The sequence below is a fragment of the Desulfuromonas soudanensis genome (assembly GCF_001278055.1).
GTDB classification, from domain to species: Bacteria; Desulfobacterota; Desulfuromonadia; order Desulfuromonadales; family WTL; genus Deferrimonas; species Deferrimonas soudanensis.
In genome coordinates this window covers 1,613,416-1,637,731 of record NZ_CP010802.1, presented here as the reverse complement: position 1 = coordinate 1,637,731, position 24,316 = coordinate 1,613,416, and the positions used below count along the sequence as shown (strand labels likewise).

18 protein-coding genes are annotated in these 24,316 nt (G+C 61.4%); 12 read left to right on the top strand and 6 right to left on the bottom strand.

The annotated features are described in order from the left end of the window. Positions 1–27 precede the first annotated feature (27 nt). The 6 genes from DSOUD_RS07305 to DSOUD_RS07280 all read right to left on the bottom strand — a co-directional run bounded on the left by DSOUD_RS07305 (position 28) and on the right by DSOUD_RS07280 (position 6,273). Positions 28–528, bottom strand: coding sequence for a chemotaxis protein CheW (locus DSOUD_RS07305; RefSeq protein ID WP_053550394.1), 501 nt, complete (start codon positions 526–528; stop codon positions 28–30). A 26-nt stretch (positions 529–554) separates the two neighbouring features. Continuing rightward, positions 555–2,756, bottom strand: a complete 2,202-nt coding sequence (locus DSOUD_RS17765; RefSeq protein WP_082351119.1) for a methyl-accepting chemotaxis protein — start codon at positions 2,754–2,756, stop codon at positions 555–557. 67 nt (positions 2,757–2,823) lie between these two features. Further along, positions 2,824–4,962: a chemotaxis protein CheA gene (locus DSOUD_RS07295; RefSeq protein ID WP_096335430.1), complete on the bottom strand. Its 2,139-nt coding sequence runs from the start codon at positions 4,960–4,962 to the stop codon at positions 2,824–2,826. After that, positions 4,959–5,330 (bottom strand): response regulator, encoded by a 372-nt coding sequence (locus tag DSOUD_RS07290; RefSeq protein ID WP_053550393.1) that lies wholly within the window; start codon positions 5,328–5,330, stop codon positions 4,959–4,961. The genes DSOUD_RS07295 and DSOUD_RS07290 overlap by 4 nt, the downstream gene beginning before the upstream one ends. Positions 5,331–5,415: 85 nt before the next feature. Beyond that, complete coding sequence (locus tag DSOUD_RS07285) at positions 5,416–5,757, bottom strand: STAS domain-containing protein (RefSeq protein ID WP_053550392.1); 342 nt, start codon at positions 5,755–5,757, stop codon at positions 5,416–5,418. A 120-nt stretch (positions 5,758–5,877) separates the two neighbouring features. After that, positions 5,878–6,273 carry a response regulator gene (locus tag DSOUD_RS07280; RefSeq protein WP_053550391.1) on the bottom strand — a complete coding sequence of 132 codons (396 nt, stop codon included), beginning with the start codon at positions 6,271–6,273 and terminating at the stop codon, positions 5,878–5,880. Between the two features lie 412 nt (positions 6,274–6,685). On the opposite strand from DSOUD_RS07280, the gene DSOUD_RS07275 reads away from it, so the two are divergent. The 12 genes from DSOUD_RS07275 to DSOUD_RS07220 all read left to right on the top strand — a co-directional run bounded on the left by DSOUD_RS07275 (position 6,686) and on the right by DSOUD_RS07220 (position 24,316). Further along, positions 6,686–7,825, top strand: coding sequence for a hypothetical protein (locus tag DSOUD_RS07275; protein ID WP_053550390.1), 1,140 nt, complete (start codon positions 6,686–6,688; stop codon positions 7,823–7,825). A gap of 10 nt (positions 7,826–7,835) precedes the next feature. After that, a complete protein-coding gene (locus DSOUD_RS07270; protein ID WP_053550389.1) occupies positions 7,836–10,202 on the top strand; it encodes a DNA internalization-related competence protein ComEC/Rec2 in 2,367 nt (788 codons plus the stop codon). A 53-nt stretch (positions 10,203–10,255) separates the two neighbouring features. After that, complete coding sequence (locus DSOUD_RS07265) at positions 10,256–11,629, top strand: GGDEF domain-containing response regulator (protein WP_053550388.1); 1,374 nt, start codon at positions 10,256–10,258, stop codon at positions 11,627–11,629. Continuing rightward, positions 11,626–14,097, top strand: a complete 2,472-nt coding sequence (locus DSOUD_RS07260) for a tetratricopeptide repeat protein (RefSeq protein WP_053550387.1) — start codon at positions 11,626–11,628, stop codon at positions 14,095–14,097. The genes DSOUD_RS07265 and DSOUD_RS07260 overlap by 4 nt, the downstream gene beginning before the upstream one ends. Before the next feature lie 4 nt (positions 14,098–14,101). Continuing rightward, complete coding sequence (locus DSOUD_RS07255; RefSeq protein ID WP_053550386.1) at positions 14,102–15,169, top strand: adenylate/guanylate cyclase domain-containing protein; 1,068 nt, start codon at positions 14,102–14,104, stop codon at positions 15,167–15,169. 115 nt (positions 15,170–15,284) lie between these two features. Further along, the gene (gene hisS / locus DSOUD_RS07250; protein WP_053550385.1) at positions 15,285–16,520 is read left to right on the top strand and encodes a histidine--tRNA ligase; all 1,236 of its coding nucleotides are present in this window, start codon (positions 15,285–15,287) and stop codon (positions 16,518–16,520) included. A 115-nt stretch (positions 16,521–16,635) separates the two neighbouring features. Next, positions 16,636–18,423 carry an aspartate--tRNA ligase gene (gene aspS / locus DSOUD_RS07245; protein ID WP_053550384.1) on the top strand — a complete coding sequence of 596 codons (1,788 nt, stop codon included), beginning with the start codon at positions 16,636–16,638 and terminating at the stop codon, positions 18,421–18,423. A 97-nt stretch (positions 18,424–18,520) separates the two neighbouring features. Beyond that, positions 18,521–19,258, top strand: coding sequence for a LysM peptidoglycan-binding domain-containing protein (locus DSOUD_RS07240; protein ID WP_082351116.1), 738 nt, complete (start codon positions 18,521–18,523; stop codon positions 19,256–19,258). A gap of 184 nt (positions 19,259–19,442) precedes the next feature. After that, a complete protein-coding gene (locus tag DSOUD_RS07235; protein WP_053550382.1) occupies positions 19,443–21,668 on the top strand; it encodes an NADP-dependent isocitrate dehydrogenase in 2,226 nt (741 codons plus the stop codon). Positions 21,669–21,744: 76 nt separating this feature from the next. Continuing rightward, entirely contained in the window at positions 21,745–22,701 is a 957-nt protein-coding gene (gene mdh / locus DSOUD_RS07230; protein ID WP_053550381.1) for a malate dehydrogenase, read from the top strand. Positions 22,702–22,960: 259 nt separating this feature from the next. Continuing rightward, on the top strand, positions 22,961–23,158 hold the full coding sequence (locus tag DSOUD_RS07225) for a 4Fe-4S binding protein (RefSeq protein WP_053550380.1): 198 nt from the start codon (positions 22,961–22,963) through the stop codon (positions 23,156–23,158). A gap of 27 nt (positions 23,159–23,185) precedes the next feature. Continuing rightward, positions 23,186–24,316 carry a 2-oxoacid:acceptor oxidoreductase subunit alpha gene (locus DSOUD_RS07220; protein WP_053550379.1) on the top strand — a complete coding sequence of 377 codons (1,131 nt, stop codon included), beginning with the start codon at positions 23,186–23,188 and terminating at the stop codon, positions 24,314–24,316.

Sequence of the window (24,316 nt, the reverse complement as noted above, 5' to 3'; positions counted from 1 at the left end):
TGATTGGTCACTTCCGCCGTCACCGTCTCAACTCGCCTCGGCCTCTTCACCGGCGCTCGCCACCAGCGTCAGTTCCTCCGCCGAAAAGACCCGGTCGATATCGAGGATGATGATGAACTGTCCGTCGACGTTGCTCATGCCGCGGATATATTCGGTCTTGAGCCGCGAGCCGATCCGCGGCGGCGGTTCGATCTGCTCCGGGTCGAATTCGCTCACCTCCTGAACCGAATCGGCCAGCGCCCCGACAACCAGCACATCGCCGTCGACCTGGATCTCCATGACGATGATGCAGGTATTGACCGTCTTTTCCGTGGCGGGCATCCCCAGTTTGAGGCGCATGTCGATGACGGGAACAACGCTCCCTCGCAGATTGAGAACCCCGAGCATGAATTTGGGGGTCTGGGGAACCCGGGTCACCTCGCGAAAGTCGAGAATCTCCCGGGCCCGGCTCACCTCGACGGCAAAACATTCGTCGCCGAGCTTGAACGTCACATACTGCTGGACATCCTCTGTTTTTGCCATACTCATATCGATTCTCCTGATGACGTTGGTTCCTAAAAGCTCATGAAATCGTCGTCCAGTTTGTCCCCGCGACCGTCGAGGTTGAGACTGACGCCGCCGGGCATAGTATCAGAACCGTTCTTGCCGGTAAAGACTCCGGATCGCGCCGGCGCCCCTTCGTCTTTTTTCAAATGGGCGATGCGCAGCTTCTCCGCCGCGGTCTTTTTCTCCTGGGTGACGCCGAGGCGTTTGCGCCCTTTCCCCTGGAGGGAGTCGGCCATGGAGAAGAAGGAGATCATCTCCTGCAGCTGCTCGCTCTGGCTGGAGAGCTCCTCGGCCGTGGAGGCCATTTCCTCGGAAGCCGAAGCATTCTGCTGGATGACCATGTCGAGCTGCTGGATCGCCTTGTTGATCTGCTCGGCGCCGGCGTCCTGTTCGCGGCTGGCGGCGCTGATCTCCTGAACCAGTTCGGCGGTCTTCTGGATATTGGGGACGATGACGTCGAGGAGTTTTCCCGCTCGTTCGGCGACCTCGACGCTGGTGACCGAGAGGCCGCTGATCTCTCCGGCGGCGATCTGGCTCCGCTCGGCGAGCTTGCGCACCTCGGCGGCAACCACCGCAAACCCCTTGCCGTGCTCCCCGGCCCGGGCCGCCTCGATGGCGGCGTTGAGAGCCAGCAGGTTGGTCTGGCGGGAGATTTCCTCGATGATCATGATCTTGTTGGCGATCTGCTTCATAGCGCCGACGGTCTCCTTGACCGCAACTCCCCCCTCCCGGGTGTCCTGGGCCGCCTTGATGGCGATCTTCTCCGTCTGCATGGCGTTCTCGGCGTTCTGGCGGATATTGGCCGTCATCTCCTCGATGGAGGAGGAGGCCTCCTCGGCCGCCGCCGCCTGTTCGGAGGCGCCCTGGGACATTTCCTGGGAAGAGGCGCTCATCCCCAGGCTGCCGGAGGAGACGTTGTCCGTGGCGCCCCGCACCTGCCCGATCACGTCGTTGAGAATCTGCACCATGCTCTTCAGCGCCGTCCCGAGCTGGTCCTTGTCCGAGGCGAGCTGCACATCGACGGTGAGATTCCCCCGGGAGATCTCGCCGGCGAGATCGGCGGAACTTTGCAGACTGACGGCCATATCGTCGAGGGCATTGCAGAGGCGGCCGATTTCGTCCTTGCGGTTGAGGTTGAGACGCATGCGGAAGTCGCCCTTGGCGATCTCTTCGGCCAGTTGCAGGCCGAGGTTCATCGGCCTGGCGATCCCCCGGGAGATGAGGAAACCGAAGACCATGGCGATGAGTGCGCCGAGCAGAACGGCGGCCACCGCCAGTCCCTTGCTCTGACCGGCTTGTTGTGCCGCCGTAGCCCGTTCCTCCGCGGCGAGCTGCCGGTTCAGGGGGGTCAACTCGTCAAGGAGCGCCATCAGGGCGTTAAAGGAGCTGCGGCCGCTGCCGAAGCCGATGGCCGAGGCCTGATGAAGGCTCTCCAGGTCGTTATTGACATAACCCATCGCGTCATCAAAGATGCCGCTGACTTCGGCGAGAACGGGTATAACCTCTGAATTATAGACGCTATGGGCCCGCTCCTGGTTCCCTGCGGCGATCAGACCGTTGATGGTATGGCCGAACTTGTGCAGCCGCTCGTGGGGTTCCCTGAATTTCTCCAGGATCCCCTTGAACTTGGCATCCTCGGTGGTGTAACCCTTGAGCCATTCGCCGAGCCGGCAGAGTTCGGGATTGAGCTGCCCGGTGAATTGCTCGTTGTCGGCGATGGTCGACTCCAGGCCCCAAGCCCATTGGAAATGGTCCATTTTGCGGGTAAACAGGGCCGCCTGAAGCTGCTCCACATCGTCCAGGGTGATATGGGAGGAAAAGCCGATCAGTTTATCGTGCTCCCCCGTCCAGGTCTCCAGAGCAGGAACGATCTTGTTCCACAGGACCTCTTCCCTTGGATCCTTCGGCAGGGGTGCGTACATGTCGAAACCTTCCTGCAACTCGGCCCGGCGCGTCGTAAGGTTGTCCATTTCATGACGACGATCTTCCAAGGTCAGCCCGGAAATGAGGAGGGTGCGCTCGGCGGACTTGATGGCGTTCATCGACTCCATGATCAGCCCGAGACCCTGAATCCCCGGAAGCTTGACGTCGCTGACCGTGGCCAGACTCTCCTCGGTCCTGTCGATTCCGTACCAGCCGACGGTGCCGACCATTGCGCAGATAACGGCGACGATGGCGAAGGCCCCGGTCAATTTGGCAAAGATGTTCACACGCCCCTCCCTCTCTTTTTAGAGACCTTCCAAAGACAGGGTCCCTGTTTGAATTGAAACCCGTTGTTTAACTTCTGGTCATCTGTCGCAGACTCTGCTGAAGACCCTCGGAAAAGAGGTCCTCGGCCTCCTCCTGCATCTGCAGGAGCTGGCGCAGATCGAGGATCAGGGCGACACTGCCGTTGCCGAGGATGGTCGCTCCCGAAAGACCGGAGACCCCCTGATACATGCGGCCGAGGGACTTGATCACCGTCTGGTGCTCGCCGACGACCTGATCGACGACGAAGCCGACCCGCTGGCTGGCCAGCTGCACCACAACGATCTGTTCGATCTCCGGGGGAACCCCGTGGACGGAAAACTGATCCCGCAGCCGGATATAGGGGATGATCTCGCCGCGGAGATTGACGAGGTTGCGACCGTGGCTGCGGGCGGCGTCCTCCCCTTTGAGTTCGATGCATTCCTCCACGGCGGAGAGCGGAAAAACGTAGGATTCGGCACCGATTTTCACCAGCAGTCCGTCGATGATGGCCAGGGTCAGGGGGAGCTTGATGGTAAAGACCGTCCCCTCGCCATCGGGACTGGAGACCTCGACGGTGCCGCGCATCTCCTCGATGACCCGTCGCACCACATCGAGGCCGACCCCGCGCCCGGAAACGGTGGAAATCTTTTCTGCGGTGGAGAAGCCGGGGAGGAAGATGAGTTTGAAGAGTTCGCGATCGGAGATCTCCCCTTCGGGGGGGAGCAGGCCGCGCTTCACCGCCCTGGCGCGGATTGCCCCCCGGTTGAGGCCGGCGCCGTTGTCTCTGACCTCGAGAATCACCGTGGCGCCGGAATGGGACGCGGAGAGATAGACCTTCCCCTGGGAGGCCTTTCCTTTGGCGGCGCGCTCCTGGGGCTTTTCGATGCCATGGTCGACGCAGTTGCGAATCAGATGGACCAGCGGATCGTGGAGACGCTCGATCACCGTCTTGTCGAGTTCGGTTTCGGCCCCTTCGGTCACCAGCGATACGTTCTTGCCGAGTTCGGAAGAGAGATCGCGGACCAGGCGTTTGAATTTGCTGAAGGTGCTGCCGATGGGGAGCATGCGGATGTTGAGGACCTGATCCCGCAGGTCCCAGGTCAGCCGCTCGACCTCCTCGGCGATGGCCTCCAGTTCCGCATTCCGGCTCCCGGCGGCCGTCTGGGTGAGGCGGGCCTGGACCGTCACCAGTTCGCCGATGAGGTTGACCAGATTGTCGAGTTTTTCCGAGCGCACCCGGACGCTGGCCACCGATTCGAGGTTCTGTCGGCCGAGGCGCAACCCTTTGATCTCCTCCTGCTCGATGAGAGCCGATTCGATCTTGAAGCCGTCGACCAGTCTACGCTCCAGGAGGATGTCGCCGAGGCGCTCCTTTTCGTCGAGAATCCGCTGAAGATCCTCGGCGGGGAGGTCCCCCCTTTCGACGAGGATTTCGCCGAGCCTCTTGTAATCCCCGTCCTGGTCGAGGAGTCCTCCGTCATCGATGACGTCGATGGTCAGCTCGCTTTCGCTCTCGACGAAAATGAAGACATCGCGGATGTCCTCGATGTCCTCGGTGGTGGTCAGAATCACGTCCCAGTAGGTGTAGCAGAGTTCGGGATCGAGTTCCTCCAGAGGCGGGATGACGTCCGTCTGGGCGACGATACGGCAGTGACCGCGCCGGTCGAGTTCCCTCAGGAGGCCCAGGGGATTGATGCCGCGGTGGAAAAGTTCGCGGGAAGGGCGGAAACGGATGCGGTAGGTGACCTCGGGCCCCCTGGCCCCGGCCGAAGGAGGAAGAGCCGCCTTCTCCAGGGTCGGCGCCGCAACCCTGGGGAGAAGGGCGCGAAAGGCCTCCATGATGCGCGCGGTTTCCACAGGCTCGGCCGCTTCACCGCCGAAGGAGGAGATCACCATCGTCTTGATCTGGTCGCGCGCGGCGAGGGTCAGACTGATCAGATCCGAGGTCGCCGGAATCTGCCCGCTGCGCACCAGGTCGTAGACCGATTCAATGTCGTGGGTAAAGTCGGCGACGTCGTCAAATCCGGCCATGGCGCCGGCCCCCTTGATGGTATGGAGGGCGCGGAACACCCGGTCGATCACCTCGGCGTCTTCCGGCTGCTCGTCGAGTTGCAGCAGGGAGTTCTCCAGCTCGGCGAGAATTTCGAGGGCCTCTTCCCGGAAGGTTTCCCTGAAGGTGTCGATCATGCCAGCACCATGCGCACCACGCCGAGGAGCTGCTCGGGCTTGAAGGGCTTGACGATCCATGCCGAGGCGCCGGCCGCCTTCCCCTCCTGCCTCTTGGTCTCTTGAGACTCGGTGGTCAGCATGATGATCGGCATGAAGCGGTTTGCTGAATTTTTGCGGATTTCGCGAATCAGGGTGATCCCGTCCATATTGGGCATGTTGAGATCGGTAATCAGCATCTGGATATTTTCGGCGGCAAACTTGGCCAGGGCATCTTTGCCGTCCACCGCTTCGACCACCTCGTATCCGGCCTGTTTGAGGGTGAAGCTGAGCATCTGCCGAATGCTCGGCGAATCGTCTACGGCCATGATTTTTTTTGTTTTGTTCATCGTTCCCTCTTCTTCTATTTAATTATCGCCAGGTGCGCTCGGGTCTCTGCTTAAGGCCAAGGGCCAGTCACTCCCAAGACAATCTTCAGGTTGTCAAGGCATCGGTCCAGATGCATTGATGGCCGTTCACGAAGGAACACCCCAGGTGGCGGTGAAATCCCGCCTCCACAACCTTGCGGGAAATTGTCCCGGGGATCGTTCCGTCAATGTCGAGTTGTTTCCCCTTTTCCGCCAGGGAGCGATGGACCGAACACAGCAGTTGCAGGACCGAGAGGTCGATGTCCGTAGCCCCCTCCAGGTTAATCGTCAGGTGCTCGTCCTCCTTGAGGGCCGCCCTGAATTCATCGGCCATAGCGCTGACCTCCCGCAGGGTAATATCCCCCTCAAAGGTCAATTTCCGAAACTTGGCTCCAGTCATTTTCTCCATATTTAACCTCTATTTCCGCCAAAACGGATTCAAATGGCCAGTTTTCTCAACCAGTACCGATCGCAACGATTCTTCGCAATGCAGGATCTGCGCCATAAGTAGAAAATACTAACCTGATTGTCAGCCGAGACCCCGGCCGGCGCAGGAAACCCGCGTCAGGAGCTCTCCTGCCGCGGCGACGAGCTGTTCTGCCGTCGCGTGAAGGGCGACCAGCGCCACCGGGGGGGAGATCAGGTCCGCCATTCCTTCCATTTTCTCCGCTTCGGCTACGACGACGACGGGAAGATGACACAGCCTGGGACTTCTGCGAACTTCGTAGGCCAACTCCAGACCGCTCAGTTTGGAGAGCTCCTCGGTGACCACGAGGAGTCCAACCTCCGGGCCCTCGACCAGTTGGGCGAGGGCGTCCAGGCCGTCCCCGGCCCGGAGGACTCCGTAGCCTGCGTCCTCGAAGAGATAATGGATGTGGCTGCGAAGGGTGAAGAGCGAACCGGCCAGCAGTATTTTGGGATTCATGATTTCGCCTTACTCCTTTGTTCAGCGGCCGAGCTGGAAAAATGTGCAAATTGCCCGAGACAAAAGACCCGCGGCGACATCGGCTGCTTTTTACTTCCTCATTTGTCAAAATGACGACACGTCCGAACGCCTGATCCTGTCAAAATAACGACCCGCGTCTAGGTCAACTCAATTAGGTCCGCGACCCGATTCGCCGGGGCCAAGGACCGCAAGGGGAATCGGTCCGTCCCCGCATCGACCATCCCGAGCACTTTGAAAACGTTCAGTCGATAAGTTTTGCAATTGGTATTCCAACAACCGTTCGCATCTCGATTGCCGCCGGATCATTGAAACGCCCGCATCCACACTTTCCAAAGGTTGCCTGCTGTGATAACCTCCTTTTCCAATCGTCACAACGAAAGGAAATCGGCCGTTGAGAACTCAACTTGCGCTGCTGGCCATTCTCCTGCTGGGGATGGCTTCCCCCTCAATCGGTGCCTCCGCTTCGCCCCCCGTCCCGACCGAACGGGACTGGATGATCAATCTCGTCGAGACCCTGGGGCTCTCCTTCGGGCTCCCCGACGAACCCGAAGACGACGATTATCTGGAGATTCTCGGCGGCGCTCGCCGCTTCCGCTTTGAGGCTGAACTGACCAAGCAGCCCGACGACATGGTTTCCGTAAAGGATTTCCGTACCTTCGGCAATTTCAGCGGCACCGGGTGGGTCAGCGGTATTGCGACGCCCACCAGGGCGCACCTGAAATTCCTCCTTCCCCGCAGCGGCCTTTACCGACTGAGCGCATCCCTGCGCGTCCCCGGCTTCCGCCTCCACATCGCCGGCCAGACCTTCAGCGTCGACGGTCCGCAGCGCCTGGAAGAAGTTGCCGTTGCCACGGTGGAACTGGCCGCCGGACCCCAGGAAGTCATCGTCGACCTCCCTCCCGACGGCGCCATCGACTACCTGCAGCTGGACGCCCCCGGCCTGGTGCCGATCGAGCCTCTTTCCGGCTGGCGCCCCGACAACGTCCTGAGCAGGGAGGCCATGGCGGTCTCTGCGGCCCGGGCACTCGCTCTCGAGCCGCTCCTCCCGCCTTCGGGGGAGTCGACCCTGATCGAAGCCGAAACCGCCTCCGGCACGGGAGGGGCCGCCGTCGTCTCCACCCGTTTTCTCGGCGAACCGAGCGGCGGCGCCTGGCTGCGGGCCGGGGCCGCTCCAGCTCAGGTGCGGCTCGATTTCGTCCCCCCGGGAGCCGGAGTCTTCGACCTCTGGCTGCGGGGCCTGGCCGAGGTGCCCACCGAGGCCCTCGTCAATGACCGCTACCGCAGCACCCTATCCTTCCCCCCCTACCTGCAGACCCTCCCTGCCGGAACCTACTTTCTGTCGGCCGCCAATGCCCTGGAAATCACCCTTCCGCCCCGGGCCGGCTTCGATGCCCTGATCCTTAAGGGGAGACGCTCTGCCGGTTCCGACTACCGGATACTGATCGGCCTGGCGGCAGACGATGCCCCCCCCTCCCTCGCCGAGATCGACACCCTGCTGGCACTCCTGGCCACTCTCGCCCCCCTCCCCTGACCCCTTTTCCATGGCCCTTGCGTCCTATCTGTTCAGTTATGCTGCGGGATTGGGGGCCGCCCCCTTTCTCGGACCCTGGCCGTTCCTGGTCCCCGCCGCCCTGACCCTTGCCGGAGGGTGGCTGGGCCTTCGACGACACAGTTGGTCCCGGTTCCTTCTCTGGGGCCTCTTCTTTCTCTGCGGCTGGGCCCAGTACCACCAGCACCTCGATTTCCCCCGGGACAACAGTCATATCGGCGCCTTTGCCGGCAATACCCCTCTGATCGTCGAGGGGACGGTCCTGGAGAGTTCCTTCCGCCCCGGAACCGGCGCCGTCCTCGACATCGAAACCCGGACCGTCGCCAACGACGGCGTCGCCGCCGCCGTCCACGGCCGGCTCCGCCTTTATCTGCGGGAAGGGACGCCGGAGGTGGCCGCCGGAGACCGGATCCGTTTTCGCACCCGTCTGAGAAGGCCCCGGCTCTTCGGCACCCCCGGTGAGTTCGACTACCCCCGATTCCTGGCGAACCGGAAGATCTTCGTGACCGCCTCCCTGGAAAATGCCGCGGAGATCGTCCCCCTCGGCCGCGCCACCCTAAACGGTCCGCAAACTGCGGCATCCCGGCTGCGGGGGAGGATCGGCCGGACCATCGACGCCGGCGTCGCCGATGCGGCGCTGGCCCCTCTGGTCAAGGCCCTGGTCATCGGCGACAAGGGGGGAGTGGCGGTCGATCAGCGGCAACTCCTGGCCGAAGGGGGCGTCTCCCACCTCTTCGCCATCTCGGGGCTGCACCTGGGACTGATCGCCTTCTTCCTTTACAGCGCCCTCCGCTTCGCCTATTGCCGTTCGACGACCCTCCTCCTCCTGGCGCCTCCGGGGCGTTTCCTGCCGGCACTCCTCATCCCTCTCCTCTATGGCTATTTGCTCCTCACCGGCAACGCCCTGCCGACCCGCCGCGCCTTTCTCATCGCCCTGGCCCTTGCCGCGCTCCTTCTCTGGCGCCGCAATACCCCGCCCTTGAAACTCCTCGTTTCCGCTGCCTTTCTCCTGCTCCTCTTCGAACCGCTGGCTCTCTTCGAGCCGGCATTTCAGCTCTCCTTTGCCGGGGTTCTGGGGATTCTCGTTCTCGTGCCTCGCTGGAGCAGACCGTTGAGTACCCTCCCCAAGGGACCGCGCTGGATGGCCGGCGTCTTCCTCTCCACCCTGGCCGCCACCCTCACCACGGCGCCCCTTGTTCTTCTCCACTTTCACCTGCTGGCCCCCGCAGGGCTTCTGACCAATCTGGCGGCGATCCCGCTGATCGGTTTCGGCGCCGTCCCCCTCGGCCTGGGCGGCATTCTTCTCGTTCCCTGGTGGCCCTCGGGAGCCGAGGCCCTTTTTCATCTCTGCGCCTGGGTCATCGAGGGCGTCCTCAACCTTCTTCGCCATGTCGTCGCCCTCCCCCTTCTCGGAGGCTGGCGCCTCTATCCGAACCCGACGGAGATAACCGGTCTCTTCGTCATCCTCCTGGCGGTGCTGCTTCAGGGAACAAGCCTTAGGCAATTCCTGCTCCGCGCCACCCTGGCCGCCGCAGGGTGGTGCGCCCTGATCCTCCCCTCTCCCCTTCCGGGCCATCTCGGCATCACCGCGCTGAGCGTCGGCCAGGGGGAGTCCCTCCTGGTGACCTGCGCCAGCGGCGAGGCCTATCTCATCGACGGCGGAGGACTCTACAGCGAGACCTTCGATGTCGGAGAAAGACTCATCGCCCCGGCCCTGGGGCGCCTCGGGATTCGTTCCCTGACCGGGGTCGTTCTTACCCACGACCACCCGGACCACCGCCAGGGTCTCCTTTACATCCTCGAACATTTCAAGGTCGGCACCTTCTGGTCTTCCACCCCAGTGCACCAGCTGCACGAGTCGTTACGGAATACCCTGGCGGAGCGGAGGATCCCGGTGGTCGTCCTCCCCTCCGGCTGGTTTCCGGTGACGGAGAATCGTCGCCATGAGCTGGCGTTCTTTGCTCCCCGAAGGGGCCGCGACGGAGGAAACGACGGCTCCCTGGTCGTCTATGTGCGGCAGGACGGTGCGGGGGCCCTGCTGACGGGCGATCTCGAAGAAGAAGGGGTGCGGGAACTTGTCGGCGCCATGCCCGAAAGACCGGTGTCCCTCCTCAAACTCCCCCACCACGGCAGCCGCAGGTCGAAGCCGGAACTCCTTCTCGACCGTTTCCGGCCGAAGCAGGTTTTCGCTTCTCTCGGAGCCGGCAATCCCTACGGCTTTCCCCACCCCGAAGTCCTCTCTTCTCTTCATGACCGTGGTCTTCATCTCTTCCGCACCGATCTCGACGGAACCCTGCGCTTCGTCCCCCGGGATGAGGACTGGCGGACAAAACAGTGGCTCTCAGGGCTTTTCCGTTGACAGAAACATCCTATGTTGCTAGCTTCTGAAGTCCTGAACGGGAGAATCGGTGGATGAAAAAATCAGCCATACTGGTTGTTGACGACGAACTGTTCTTCCGCCGGCTCTATACGGAGCTGCTCAGCGAAGAAGGTTATGAGGTCGAAGCGGCAGCTTCCGGCGACGAGGCACTTGAGCGACTGCGTCAGGGGGGGATCGACATCGTCCTGACCGACATGGTCATGCCGGGTCTCAGCGGCATGGACGTGCTGCGCAAGGCCCGCAGCATGAACAACCCTCCGGAAGTCATCCTTGTCACCGGCCACGCCACCCTCGAGACCGCCATTCAGGCCTTGAAAAACGGCGCCCGGGACTACCTCATCAAGCCCTTCAATCCCGAAGAGCTGCGTCACCTCATCCGCACCTGCCTCGAACAGCGCCGCCTCCTCGACGAAAACATCCTTCTGAAGAGCCAGATCAGCCTTTTCCGCAAAGGGCAGAATCTCGCCTCCCTCCTCGAGCTCGACCTTCTGCTGGCGGAAGCGGTCAAGGCTCTCGTCCAGGAAGTGGGGGAGGGGCGGGGATTTGCCTTTCTCTCCGAAGGAGGGACCATCAATGGTCTCTACGGCCTTGAGGGACTCAACGAAACAGAAGCGATGGCTCTGGCCCGCGCCATCCTCCCCCTACTGGAAAGCACCGTGGGAATGCGGCGAGTCGAGGCGGCCGAACTCCCCCTCGACCCCAACGGGCCGGGGAATGTGCAATCCATCTTCCTCTTCCCCCTGCACGGGCAGAAATCCCAAAAAGGGAGCGTCGTCGTCCTTAATCCGGCCCTGGGTGCGATGGTTTCCCCCCTCCCCCAGGAGAACCTCCTTTTTCTTTCCGAACAGACGGCCCTCGGTTTCGACAATTCCTGCCGGTACCAGGGCGCGCGGCAGATGATGTACACCGACGACCTGACCGAGCTCTACAACTACCGCTACATGCAGATGATGCTCGACCAGGAGATCCGTCGCTCGGAGCGCTACAGCCTCTGTTTTTCCCTGGTCTTCATCGACCTCGACCACTTCAAGGATATCAACGACACCCACGGCCATCTGGCGGGGAGCGCAACCCTCAAGGAAGTCGCCGTCCTTCTCCGCCAGAGCGTCCGCGACGTCGACGTCCTCTTCCGCTACGGCGGCGATGAATTCACCGCCATGCTGGTGGAAACCGACTACGAAGGTGCAAAGCAGGTGGCCGAGCGGATGCGCAAGACCATCGAGGAGCATTGTTTCCGGGCCGGCGGCGACCTCAGTTGCCGCCTCACCGCCACCATCGGCTATGCCACCTTCCCGTCCAATGCCGGTGATAAAAAATCGATCATCGACCTGGCGGACCGGGCCATGTACCAGGGGAAACAGGTCCGCAACGTCATCCGGGGGGCCTGGGAGACCGGGGAAAAATGACCAACCACGGGAGCCTCCTGCTCCGGGGAATAGTGGCGATCCTTCTCCTGATTCCCGCTAGCCGCTACACCGCTTACGCCGAAGCCGACCCCTCCAGTCAACAGATCGAACGCTACCGCCAGGTCCTCGCCATGGACTCCGGCAACCTTCCCCTCCATTATTCCCTCGGATTGGCCCTGCTCCTCGATAACCGGACCCAGGAAGCGATCGACGAATTCCGCAGCGCCTACCCTGCCCTTACCGACTCCATTGAAATGAACTTCAATTTCGGCCTGGCCTGCGCCCGCCTCGGCGATTCGGACAGTGCCCTCCTCTATTTCGAACAGGCCGAAGCCCTCGGGGCCCTCGACTTTCCTGAGATCTATCCCCTCGTCAACGCCTATTACAATCTGGGACTGACCTTCCTCGATGCCGATGCCCTCGATGAAGCGGCCGGGCTTTTTCGCAGGGTTCTCGCCCTGGATCCGTCCCGGGTGGAGATCTTCCAGCTTCTCGGCGACCTCCATGCCCGGCAGGGAGCCGTCGACAAGGCGATCGAATCGTTGACGGCCTACCTCGACCGTTACCCGGAGGACGCCGTCACCCGAGAATACATCTTCAGCCTCTATTTCAACGAGGCCCTTAAATTACTGGAAAAGGATGAGCCGAAGGCTCGGAGCCTGTTCGAAAAGGCTCTGGCCTCCTCCCCCGACAGTCCCCTGGCCCTCTACTACCTCGGTTACCTCGATTATCGCCAGGACCTGCCTGCTGCCGCGGTGGAGCGTCTGGCCCCCGTCTATGACAGGTCGCCCCCCGAACTTCAGGAAAGCATCCGCTCCATCCTCTTCAACTGCGCTCTCACCCTTCAGGAACGGCACCAGTTGCCGGAAGCCCAGAGGGCCATCGAAGCGCTGGACTCCGGTGAAGGGGACGATCCGAAAGTCCTCTTTCTCGCCGGCAATATCGCCCTCGACCTCAAGGACTTCATCGGTGCCCGCGACAACTATGAAAAAGTACTGGCCATCAACCCCGCCCACCGCGGAGCCATCCTCAATCTGGTCACCGCCAATGCCGGAGTCGTCACCCAGAGAGTCGAACGGGGGCGGATTTTGTACCGGCGCGGAGAATATGCCTCCGCTCTGCGCGAGCTCGATCAGGCCCTTGCCATCAACCCCGCCGACTCAAGAGCCAAGGCTTACGCCCGGGAGGCGCGGATCGAAGTCGACAGGCTGGCTTCAGAGCACTTCACCGAGGGGGCGCGCGCTCTTGACGAGGGGAACCCGAAGATGGCCATCGGCCTGGCCCGCGCCGGCCTGGCGCTTATCCCGGAATCCCCTGCAGGTTTGGCCCTGCTGGAAAAATCCCGGTCTGCCCTGACGAAGGAGCTGGAACAAATCCTGACCGAAGGAGAGGGTCTGCTGGAGAAGGGAGCACTTTCCCAGGCGAAATCGGCCTTCGACAGGGCCCTGACCCTGGACCCGGACCACGAGGGTGCCAGAAAGGGGAAAAGGGACGTCGACCTGCGCCTCGGGGAACAAGCCAGGGCAGCCAACGATCGCGGACAGCGGGCCCTGGACGAAGGGAAACTCCTGGAGGCCCGAAACGCCTTTTCCGAAGCCCTCACCCTGCAGCCCGGCCACCCGGAGAGCCTGACCGGTCTGGCGCGGGCCGAGGACCTGATTTCCACCGTCGTCAATGAAGAGTTGCATTGGGGACGCAGGGCGCTCAGTGACGGCCGCTTCGCCCAAGCCCGCGAACGCTTTGCCAATGCCCTTCGCCTCGAGGATTCCCCGGGGATTCGCCGCGAGCTGCAGTCTGCCGAGAAGCAATTCTCTGTCAAGATCGAGATCCTCCTCCAGACCGCCAAAGACTGGACGAACCAGGAGAATTTCAAGGGGGCCAGAAGCCTCTACCTGCAGATTCTCGCCCTTGACCCCCGCCATGGCGCCGCCACCGCGGGGCTTAAAAATCTGTCGGGGCAAACGACGGCCTTCATCCGCAGTCAGCAGGATGCGGCGGCCGACGAAATGGCCGACGGCCAATTCAAGGAGGCCCTGAGGCGCTACCGGCAGATTCTCGACCTCGACCCGTCCGACAGCGAGGCCCGAAGAGGACTCAACCGGGGAAAAGACCTCCTCAAAGGGGAACTCGGTCGGCTGATCGACGCCGGCAAGTCCGCCCTGGAGGGCGGACGTTTTCAGGAGGCCGAGGCGGCCCTTCTCCAGGCCCTGGCCCTCGACCCCTACAACGGTCAAGCCCAGGCGGTCCTGACCCGGGTAAAAAGCGCCCTTCCCCCCTCGATTGCTCCCGAAGATCCCCGAAAACTGTATCTGCAGGGAATCGAGTGGTACAGCCAGGGACTCTATCGGGAGGCCATCGCCGCCTGGACGCGGGTCCCGCCTCTTTCCCCCCATCACGAAAAGGCCCTCTTGAATATCGAGAAGGCCCGTCGTAAACTGCACCAGGTCCGGCAATCTCAGGGAGAATAACCACATGGGGGCCTTCTCCGGACTGCGCTTCAAATTCGCTCTCCTTCTCGCTCTGCTCAGCGGATCCCTGATGCTGTCGGTGATGATTCTTCTTGACCTGCAGATGGACATCATCTCCATCGACGCGTTGCCGGTGCGCCTCGGAGAAATTCACCCCGGCCCCACCGGGGAGGTTATCCTGGGCGAAGTGCAGGTGCTGCGCCATCGCATGGCGGCCCTCTCCCTGGCAGCCATGATCGGCGCCTTTCTCCTCGCCTCCTTCCTTGCCGGATCTTTCCTCCGTCCGCTCCGGGCCCTGGCCAGGGGGGTCAAGGCGATCGGGGAAGGGAATTTCGATCAGCACATCGACCTACAGCGCAAGGACGAACTGGGTCGTCTCACCAGCGCCTTCAACGACATGGCGACCAGCCTGCGAAAGAAAAAATTCATTCAGAGCAACTTCGAGCGCTATGTCAGCAAGCCCCTGAGTCAGCAGATCCTCGAGCACAAGGACGAACTCAAACTCGGCGGTGAGGAGAAGGAAGTCACCATCCTCTTTTCCGACATCCGCCGCTTCACCGCCCTGGCGGAGCAGCTCCCCCCGGCCCTGGTGGTGGAACTCCTCAATGACTATTTCACCCGTGTCATCGCCGTGGTCATGCAGAACGAGGGGATGGTCGACAAACTGATGGGCGACTCGGTCATGGCCCTTTTCGGCGCACCGATTTCCCTCGGCAACGACTCGCTGCGGGCGGTACGGTGTGCCCTTGAGATGCAGCAGGCGGTGGAGGTCTTCAACCGGGAGCGTTCCGCACGGAATCTCCCTCCCGTGGAGATGGGAATCGGCATCAACACCGGCACGGTCATCGCCGGCAACATCGGTTCGGCCGAACGCATGGAATACACCGTCATCGGCGACAGCGTCAATATCGCCGCCCGCCTGCAGGGTCTGGCCAGGCCGGGGGAGATCCTGATTTCCCAGGCGACCTACCTCCAGGTGAGAGACCGGGTGAAGGCGACCTCCATAGAGACCATGACTCTCAAGGGAAAATCGCTCACCGTCGCCGTCTATCGCCTGGAAGGGCTCGGTTAAACGACATTTTCAGCATCCCATCCATCAACCTGATTCCTTCCGGGCCCTCAGCGGCCAGGACAATCAGACCATCGAAAAGAGGTAACCTTTCGTGAGCATTACAGGCATCAAGGGAATGAACGACATCCTGCCCGGCGACGTCGAAACCTGGCAGTTTCTGGAAAATCATGCAAGGCGCATCTTCCGCGCCTACGGCTTTGCCGAGATTCGGGTTCCGGTGGTGGAAAAAACCGAACTCTTCTGCCGTTCCATCGGCGAAACCACCGACATCGTCGAGAAGGAGATGTACACCTTCGACGACAAAAGCGGCCACTCCCTGACCCTGCGCCCCGAAGGGACGGCGCCGGTGATCCGCTCCTTTATCGAAAACAAGCTCTACGCCCGGGATTCGGTCGCCAAGCTCTACTACCTCGGGCCGATGTTCCGATACGAGCGGCCGCAGAAGGGACGCTACCGGCAATTTCACCAGATCGGCGCCGAGATCCTCGGCGTCGAGGATCCAAAGATCGACGCCCAGCTTCTGGCCATGCTCTCCCACTACTTCGAAGCGGTGGAAATCGGCGACGTCGAACTGCAGATCAACTCCCTCGGCTGTCCCGAGTGCCGACCGGGATACCGCAAGGCCCTGACAGCCTTCCTCGAAGAGCGGCTGCCGGCCCTCTGCGACGACTGCCGCCGCCGGTACCTGACCAACCCCCTGCGCGTTCTCGACTGCAAGGTCCCCGGCTGCAGGGAGGCGACGGCTGGTGCGCCAGCGATGCTTGACCACCTTTGCGAAGGGTGCGACAGTCACTTTGCCCGCGTCCAGGGGTTTCTTCGGGACCTCGGCACCCCATTTGTCGTCAATCCGCGCATGGTGCGGGGGCTCGACTACTACAGCAAGACGACCTTCGAAATGGTGACCAACAGCCTCGGCTCCCAGAACGCGGTGGCCGCCGGCGGGCGCTACGACGGACTGGTCGAGGACCTCGGCGGACCGGCTCTTCCCGGCATCGGTTTTGCCATGGGAGTCGAGCGCCTGGTCCTGATGAAGAACTCCCAACAGGTCGAACCCCCCCGGCCGGAGCTCTTTATCGCCGCCCTCGGCGAAGCGGCGGCAAATCACGCCTTCAGACTGATGACCTCCCTGCAACGGCGCTGCATCCACTGCGAAATGGACTACGAAGGAAAAAGCCTCAAATCCCAGCTGCGCCGGGCAGACAAACTGCGGGCCCGGCACGTGCTGATTCTCGGTGAAAGCGAACTCACCGCCGGAACGGCGCCCCTTCGCGACATGGACGGCGGCACCCAGGACCTTCTCCCCCTCGCCGGGATCGAAGAGCTTCTCGCCGAGCGTTGGACGGTCGGCTGAGATCCTCCCCCGATATCCCTTGACGATGGTCCCATGGGGTTTGTATAATCTGCCGGTTTTCTTTTGACCACCGTTGACAGGGTGGATGACACTCAAACTTTGGGAGGATACACACTTGAACGATATTCTGGGTGACTGGAAACGAAGCTGTTACTGTGGGCAGGTCTCCGCCGCCGAAATTGGCCAGGAGGTTTGTCTCATGGGTTGGGTCCAGCGCCGCCGCGACCATGGTGGGCTGATCTTCATCGACCTGCGGGACCGCGAAGGGATCGTGCAGCTTGCTCTCGACCCGGACCGGGATCCCGACGCCCACGCCAAGGCCGACCGCATCCGCAACGAGTTCGTCCTGGCGGTGCGCGGCATCGTCTCTCCCCGCCCGGCGGGTACGGTCAATGCCAAGATGCGCACCGGCGAGGTCGAAGTCGAGATCCGCGAACTGCGGATCCTCAACACCTCCAAGACCCCCCCCTTCATGGTCGACGACACGACCGAGGTCGCCGAAAACATCCGTCTCAAGCACCGCTACCTCGACCTGCGGCGCCCCGGCATCCAGAACAACCTGATGCTCCGTCACCGAGTGGCGCGTACCGTCCGTACCTATCTCGATGCGCGCAATTTCCTCGAGATCGAAACGCCGATTCTCACCAAAAGTACCCCGGAAGGGGCCCGCGACTACCTGGTCCCGAGCCGCGTCAATCCGGGAACCTTCTATGCCCTCCCCCAGTCCCCGCAGCTGTTCAAGCAGCTCCTGATGATTTCCGGTTTCGACCGTTACTGCCAGATCACCCGCTGCTTCCGCGACGAGGATCTGCGAGCCGATCGCCAGCCTGAATTCACGCAGATCGACTGCGAAATGAGTTTCGTCAACCGGGACGATGTCATCGAAGTCATGGAAGGGATGATCGCCACCGTCTTTAAGGAGGCCATTGGCGTCGACGTCTCCCTCCCCATGCCCCGCATGACCTATGCCGAAGCGCTGGCCCGCTACGGCGTCGACAATCCGGACCTGCGCTTCGACCTGGAACTGGTGGAAATTTCCAACCAGGTCAAGGAGTCGGGCTTCAAGGTCTTCGCCGAGGTGGTCAAGGGGGGCGGCATCGTCAAGGCCCTCAACGCCAAGGGGTGCGGCACCTTCTCCCGCAAGGAAATCGACGACCTCACCGATTTCGTCAAGATCTACGGCGCCAAGGGGCTGGCCTACGTCAAGGTCACCGAGGAGGGCTGGCAGTCCCCCATCGCCAAGTTCTTCACCGCCGAGGAGCTCTCCGCCCTCGATCGCGCCCTCGGCTCCGAGGTCGGCGACCTCCTCCTCTTCGTCGCCGACAGCTACAAGATCGCCAACGAGGCCCTGGGTCGCCTGCGCGGTCATCTCGGCCACAAACTCGGGTTGACCAGCAAGACCAACTTTAAATTTGTCTGGGTCACCGACTTCCCCCTCCTCGAGTGGGACGGCGAATCCCGGCGCCATGTGGCGGTCCACCATCCCTTCACCGCCCCCATGGACGAGGACGTCTCCCTTCTCGACGGCGACCCGGGCAAGGCCAGGGCCAAGGCCTATGACCTGGTCCTCAACGGTTCAGAGATCGGCGGCGGAAGCATCCGTATCCACGACCAGTCCGTGCAGAGCAAGATGTTCGACCTGATGGGGATCGCCCAGGACGAAGCTCGGGAAAAGTTCGGATTCCTCCTCGACGCCCTGGAGTACGGCGCTCCTCCCCATGGCGGCATCGCCTTCGGCCTCGATCGTCTGGTCATGATTCTCACCGGCTCCGACTCGATTCGCGACGTCATCGCCTTCCCCAAAACCCAGAAGGCGACCTGTCTGCTCTCCGAGGCGCCGGGGACCGTGGACGAAAAACAGCTCCGGGAGCTCTCCATCCGCCTGGCCACGCGTCCCAAATAACCAGTGGTTCCGTTCATCCCTTGCCGGGCGGGAAAAGCCGCCCGGCGCTTGGAAAACAAACCCGAACCGTCGATGAAGACCAGGGCCGTCCCCGATTATGTCAAGGCTGTTTCTTATCCTCATCGGAACTTCTCTTCTGCTGGCGGCCTGCGCAGCACCGCCCCGCCAGGAGTTGAATTCCGCCCGGAAAGCGGTAGCCGAGGCCTTCACCCTCGAGGCCCACGTCCTGGCCGCTCCCGAGTACCGGCAGGCCGATACCGCTCTTCAACAGGGTGAGAGCCTCTTCCGTGCCGGAAAGTACAAAAAGGCCCGCGAAATTCTTTCACTCGCCGAAAGGAAGGCTGTGGCTGCGGCCGCCCTGGCTTCCGTCGAACGGGAGAAGCGCCTCCCCCCGTCCGAGGAGAGGCAAGGACTCACGGAAATCCTGCCGTCGGACCCACGGAGCCCACGAACCACAGGCCACAAAGCGCCCTTGCCTCCCCCTGATGGATCCCGACGCCCCCCCTCCCCCCTTTCCGTATCAGGGGCTCCCGCTCCGTCCCCGGCCAAGGCCCCGAAAAAGATGGTCAGCGACTACACGGTGGCCGAGGGCGAAACGCTCTGGACCATCGCAGCGCGTCGCGACGTCTACAGCGACGCTCTCCTCTGGCCTCTCATCTACAAAGCCAACCGTGATCAGATCAAAGACCCACGGCAAATCTTCCCCGGCCAGAGCCTGACGATCCCCCGGGATTCCAGCGAACAGGACAAGGAAACCGCCAGGGAAGTCGCCCGTCGATCCGACATCTTCCCCCTCGACCTCATTATCCACAGTCGTCCCGCAGAAACTCCGTGAATTCGGTGCCTTATCCTCCCCAACATCCCTTCCCCCTCCTCTTGAAAACACCTTTTTTTTCCTTGACAGGGGTACGCGCCCTGTATACTGTATACAGAATTGAGGACGAAAATTTAGTTCCGATGACGACCTTTTGCCCTTCACCGGACCCTTTGCAACACTGACATATAAACAAGGAGAGAACATGAAAACATCGAAGATCATCTGGAGTGAAATTGACGAAGCACCGGCATTGGCAACCTACGCACTGCTCCCCATCGTACAAAAATTTCTCAAAGGGTCCGGCGTCGAGGTCGAGACCAGGGACATCTCCCTTTCGGGCCGGATTATCGCCAACTTCCCCGACAACCTGACGGAAGATCAGAAAATCCCCGACTATCTGACCCAGCTGGGTGAACTCACCCAGGATCCTGAGTGCAATATCATCAAGCTTCCCAACGTCAGCGCCTCCATCCCCCAGCTGCAGGATGCCATCAAAGAGCTGCAGGAAAAGGGCTACAAAATCCCGGACTATCCCGAAGAGGCCAAAACCGACGCTGAAAAAGCCCTTCAGGCCCGTTTCGCCAAGTGCCTGGGAAGTGCCGTCAACCCGGTCCTGCGTGAAGGCAACTCCGACCGCCGGGCCGCGGCCTCGGTCAAAAAATTCGCCCAGAGCAATCCCCATCGGATGATGAAGCCCTGGCCGGCCGGGTCCAAGACCCGCGTCGCCCACATGACCGGTCACGATTTTTACGGCAGCGAAACGTCCGTGACGGTCAAGGCCGCCACGACCGTCAACTACGAGTTCGTGGCCGCCGATGGCAGCGTCACCGTCCTGAAAGCCAAGCTTCCCCTGCAGGCTGGCGAAGTACTCGATTCATCGTCCATGAACATGGCTGCCCTGCGCAAATTCTATGCAGAACAGATCGAGGCAGCCAAGAAAGATGGCGTGCTCCTCTCCCTGCACCTCAAAGCGACCATGATGAAAATCTCTGACCCCTACATCTTTGGTCAGTGCGTCACCGTCTTCTACAAGGACGTTTTTGAGAAACATGGCCAAACCTTCAAGGAATTGGGCGTCAACATCAGCAACGGCCTGGGCGATGTCTATGCCAAGATCAAGCGGTTGCCCGAAGCCAAAAAAGCGGAAATCGAAGCGGACATCATGGCCGTTTACAAGACCCGACCCGCCCTGGCGATGGTCGACTCCCGCAAAGGGATCACCAACCTCCATGTCCCCAACGACGTCATCATCGATGCCTCGATGCCCGTCGTGGTCCGTGACGGCGGCCGGATGTGGAATCTCCAGGACGAGCTCCAGGACACCGTCGCCATGATTCCCGACCGCTGCTATGCGACCATCTACCAGACCGTCATCGAGGACTGCCAGAAGCATGGCCAGTTCAACCCGGCCACCATGGGACACGTCTCCAACGTCGGCCTGATGGCGCAGAAAGCCGAGGAATACGGTTCCCACGACAAGACCTTCTTTGCACCCGGCAACGGCAAGATCCGCGTCGTCGACGCCTCCGGCGCAACCCTCCTCGAGCAGAGCGTCGAGGCAGGCGATGTCTTCCGGTCCTGCCAGACCAAGGATGCCCCGATCCAGGACTGGGTCAAGCTGGCTGTCACCCGCGCCAAAGCCAGCGGTTCGCCGACCATCTTCTGGCTCGACCCCAAACGGGGGCACGATGCCCAGATCATCAAAAAGGTCGAAACCTACCTCAAGGATCACGACACCAGCGGTCTCGACATCCGCATCATGACGCCCGATGCCGCCATGCAGCTGGCCTGCGACAGAGCCAGAAAAGGGGAAGACACCGTTACGGTGACCGGCAATGCCCTTCGTGACTACCTCACCGACCTCTTTCCGATCCTTGAACTCGGCACCAGCGCAAGAATGCTCTCCATCGTCCCCCTTCTCAAGGGCGGCGGCCTCTTCGAGACCGGTGCCGGCGGCTCGGCTCCCAAACATGTGGAGCAGTTCCTCAAGGAAGGCCACCTGCGCTGGGACTCCCTCGGCGAATACTGCGCCCTGGTTCCCTCCCTCGAGCACGTTGCCAACCGCACCAAGGAGGCAAAAGTACAGCTCTTTGCCGACACCCTCGATCAGGCCGTTTCAAAGTACCTGGAAAACGCCAAGGCTCCTTCCCGCAAGGTGAACGAGATCGACAACCGCGGCAGCTCCTTCTATCTGGCCATGTACTGGGCCCGGGCTCTGGCCACGCAGGACAAGGACGCCGGACTCAAGACGCGCTTTGCCAAGGTGGCCGCAGAACTCGAAGCCAACGAAGCCAAGATCAACGCCGAGCTCCTTGCCGCCCAGGGCAAGCCGGTGGATATCGGCGGCTACTACAAACCCGACGTAAAAAAGACGGAAAAAGCGATGCGCCCCAGCGCAACGCTCAACGCGATTATCGACCAGATGTAACAAACCTGCCAGAATCGGGGCGACAGGGTTGCCCCGATTCTGTTTTTTTCATTTCCCTACTAAAGGAGAGATCTAAATGGCCAGAAACAAAATTGCTTTGATCGGTGGTGGTCAGATCGGTGGCGTTCTTGCTCAGCTGTGTGCGCTGCGCGAACTCGGCGATGTGGTGCTTTTCGATATCGTCGAAGGCCTCCCCCAGGGCAAGTGCCTCGACATCGCCGAAGCGGCTCCGGTCGATGGTTTCGACATCAACCTCAAGGGGACCAACGACTACGCCGACATCGCCGGCTCCGATGTCGTCATCGTCACGGCCGGTCTCCCCCGCAAACCGGGGATGAGCCGCGACGACCTGATCGAGGTCAACAGCAAGATCATGACTTCGGTCTCCGAAGGGATCAAGAAGTACGCCCCCAACTCCGTTGTCATCATCATTTCCAACCCTCTCGACGCCATGGTCACCCTCTGCCAGAAGATCACCGGCTTCCCCTACAACCGTGTCATCGGCCAGGCCGGCGTTCTCGATTCGGCCCGGTTCAAGGCGTTCATCGCCTGGGAACTCGGCGTGTCGGTAAAAGACGTCATGGCCATGACCCTCGGCGGTCACGGCGACGACATGGTGCCGCTCGTCCGCTATGCCAGCGTCCAGGGGATTCCGGTCATGGAACTGCTGGAGCAGAAGTACAAAAGCGCCTCCAAGGCCAAGGAAGTCATGGAAGCCATGGTCAAGCGCACCCGCGGCGCCGGCGGTGAAGTCGTCGCTCTCCTCAAGACCGGCAGCGCCTTCTACAGCCCGGCCTCCTCGGCCATCGCCATGGCCGAATCGATCCTCAAGGACTCCAAACGGGTTCTTCCGACCTGCGTTTATCTCAACGGCGAATTCGGTATCAAGGGTTACTTCGTCGGCGTACCCACCGTCCTCGGTGCCGGCGGCGTGGAGAAGATTCTCCAGTTCAAACTCGACGCAGAAGAGCAGGCGATGATGGACAAATCGGTTGCTGCCGTCAAAGGTCTCGTTGACAGCATGAATCTCTAAAAATCTCAACCTTCATTGCCGCAAGAAAGAAGGGCAATGGCGACATTGCCCTTCTTTCCGTTCGACGACGAAAACCATGCCGATTATTTCTTAATAATAACAGAATGTTACGAGCGACTTGGCACGCCAGGGCAGGTGGCCGGGCCGTAGCGCCGTATACATAATTTAGCTGGCATGGAATTTTCTTTTACGCTAATATGCCCCAACTTTTTGAACCCGTTGCTGCAACGGTCAACACGCACAGAGGAGAATTATCGGAATGAGCAGTGCAAAAGCAGATATCGAAATCATCGAAAGGTACTGCAAGGGGTGCAGCATTTGCGTTGAATTCTGCCCCACCAAGGTCCTTGAAATGGACGGATTTGTCGTAAAGGTCGCCAATCCCGAGGCATGCATTGCGTGCAACCAGTGCGAACTGCGTTGCCCCGACTTTGCCATCAAGGTCCACAAAAAATAGTCAAATTTTTTAAGGAGGTTGCTTAACGTGGCTAAGAAAGTTGCTCTGTTGCAGGGAAACGAGGCGTGCGCCCAAGGCGCCCTGTACGCCGGCTGCACGTTCTTCGGCGGATACCCCATCACCCCTTCCACCGAAGTTGCGGAAGTTCTGTCCATCGAACTTCCCAAGATCGGCGGAAAATTCATTCAGATGGAAGACGAAATCGGGGCCATGGCCTCGGTCATCGGCGCTTCCCTCACCGGCGCCAAGGTCCTCACCGCGACCTCCGGCCCCGGTGTCTCCCTCAAGCAGGAACTGATCGGCTATGCCTGCATCGCCGAAGTCCCCTGCGTCATCATCAACGTCATGCGCGGCGGTCCTTCGACCGGCATGCCGACCGGCCCCGGCCAGTCCGACGTCCAGCAGGCCAAATGGGGGACCCACGGCGACCACGCCGCAATCGCCCTCGTCCCCGCCTCCTGCCAGGAAATCTTCTCCGAAACGGTCCGCGCCTTCAATCTGGCGGAAAAATACCGCATGCCGGTCCAGGTTCTTTACGATGAGATCGTCGGCCACAGCCGTGAGCGCATCGAGTTCCCCGAACCGGGCGATCTCGAAGTCATCGACCGCGCGGCTCCGTCCGTCAGCCCCGAGAAATACAAGCCCTTCGATCCCTCCTTCGGCGACGTTCCGCCGCTGGCCGCCTTCGGCACCGACTACCGCTTCCATGTCACCGGCCTGAACAAGGCTGCCGACGGCTTCCCGACCACCAAGGCCAACCTGGTGGACGACGAGCAGCGCCGACAGGTCCGCAAGGTCGATGCCGCCACCGACATTGAATTGAACGAGGAATACCTCACCGAAGACGCCGAAGTCATCATCTTCGCCTACGGTTCCACCAGCCGCTCTGCCCGCTACGCCGTCAACGAGATGCGCAAGGAGGGGATCAAGGTCGGCCTCTTTCGTCCCATCACCCTCTGGCCCTTCCCCGAAAAGCGCATCGCCGCTCTGGCCCAACAGGCCAAAGCCATCGTCGTTGCTGAGATGAACCTGGGACAGATGGTTCTCGAGGTCGAGCGCGTGGCCAAAGGTGCTTGTCAAATCAGCTTCCTCGGTCGTGTCGACGGCGACCCGATCAATCCCGGCCAGATCATGGAAAAAGTCAAGGAGGTTAAGTAA

What these genes read in the sequence shown, in the direction of transcription:
- DSOUD_RS07305 (WP_053550394.1), bottom strand. Translation starts at nt 528, where the DNA reads ATGAGTATGGCAAAAACAGAGGATGTCCAGCAGTATGTGACGTTCAAG.
- DSOUD_RS07295 (WP_096335430.1), bottom strand. Translation starts at nt 4,962, where the DNA reads ATGATCGACACCTTCAGGGAAACCTTCCGGGAAGAGGCCCTCGAAATT.
- DSOUD_RS07290 (WP_053550393.1), bottom strand. Translation starts at nt 5,330, where the DNA reads ATGAACAAAACAAAAAAAATCATGGCCGTAGACGATTCGCCGAGCATT.
- DSOUD_RS07285 (WP_053550392.1), bottom strand. Translation starts at nt 5,757, where the DNA reads ATGGAGAAAATGACTGGAGCCAAGTTTCGGAAATTGACCTTTGAGGGG.
- DSOUD_RS07280 (WP_053550391.1), bottom strand. Translation starts at nt 6,273, where the DNA reads ATGAATCCCAAAATACTGCTGGCCGGTTCGCTCTTCACCCTTCGCAGC.
- DSOUD_RS07270 (WP_053550389.1), top strand. Translation starts at nt 7,836, where the DNA reads ATGGCCCTTGCGTCCTATCTGTTCAGTTATGCTGCGGGATTGGGGGCC.
- DSOUD_RS07265 (WP_053550388.1), top strand. Translation starts at nt 10,256, where the DNA reads ATGAAAAAATCAGCCATACTGGTTGTTGACGACGAACTGTTCTTCCGC.
- DSOUD_RS07260 (WP_053550387.1), top strand. Translation starts at nt 11,626, where the DNA reads ATGACCAACCACGGGAGCCTCCTGCTCCGGGGAATAGTGGCGATCCTT.
- DSOUD_RS07255 (WP_053550386.1), top strand. Translation starts at nt 14,102, where the DNA reads ATGGGGGCCTTCTCCGGACTGCGCTTCAAATTCGCTCTCCTTCTCGCT.
- hisS (WP_053550385.1), top strand. Translation starts at nt 15,285, where the DNA reads ATGAACGACATCCTGCCCGGCGACGTCGAAACCTGGCAGTTTCTGGAA.
- DSOUD_RS07240 (WP_082351116.1), top strand. Translation starts at nt 18,521, where the DNA reads ATGTCAAGGCTGTTTCTTATCCTCATCGGAACTTCTCTTCTGCTGGCG.
- DSOUD_RS07235 (WP_053550382.1), top strand. Translation starts at nt 19,443, where the DNA reads ATGAAAACATCGAAGATCATCTGGAGTGAAATTGACGAAGCACCGGCA.
- mdh (WP_053550381.1), top strand. Translation starts at nt 21,745, where the DNA reads ATGGCCAGAAACAAAATTGCTTTGATCGGTGGTGGTCAGATCGGTGGC.
- DSOUD_RS07225 (WP_053550380.1), top strand. Translation starts at nt 22,961, where the DNA reads ATGAGCAGTGCAAAAGCAGATATCGAAATCATCGAAAGGTACTGCAAG.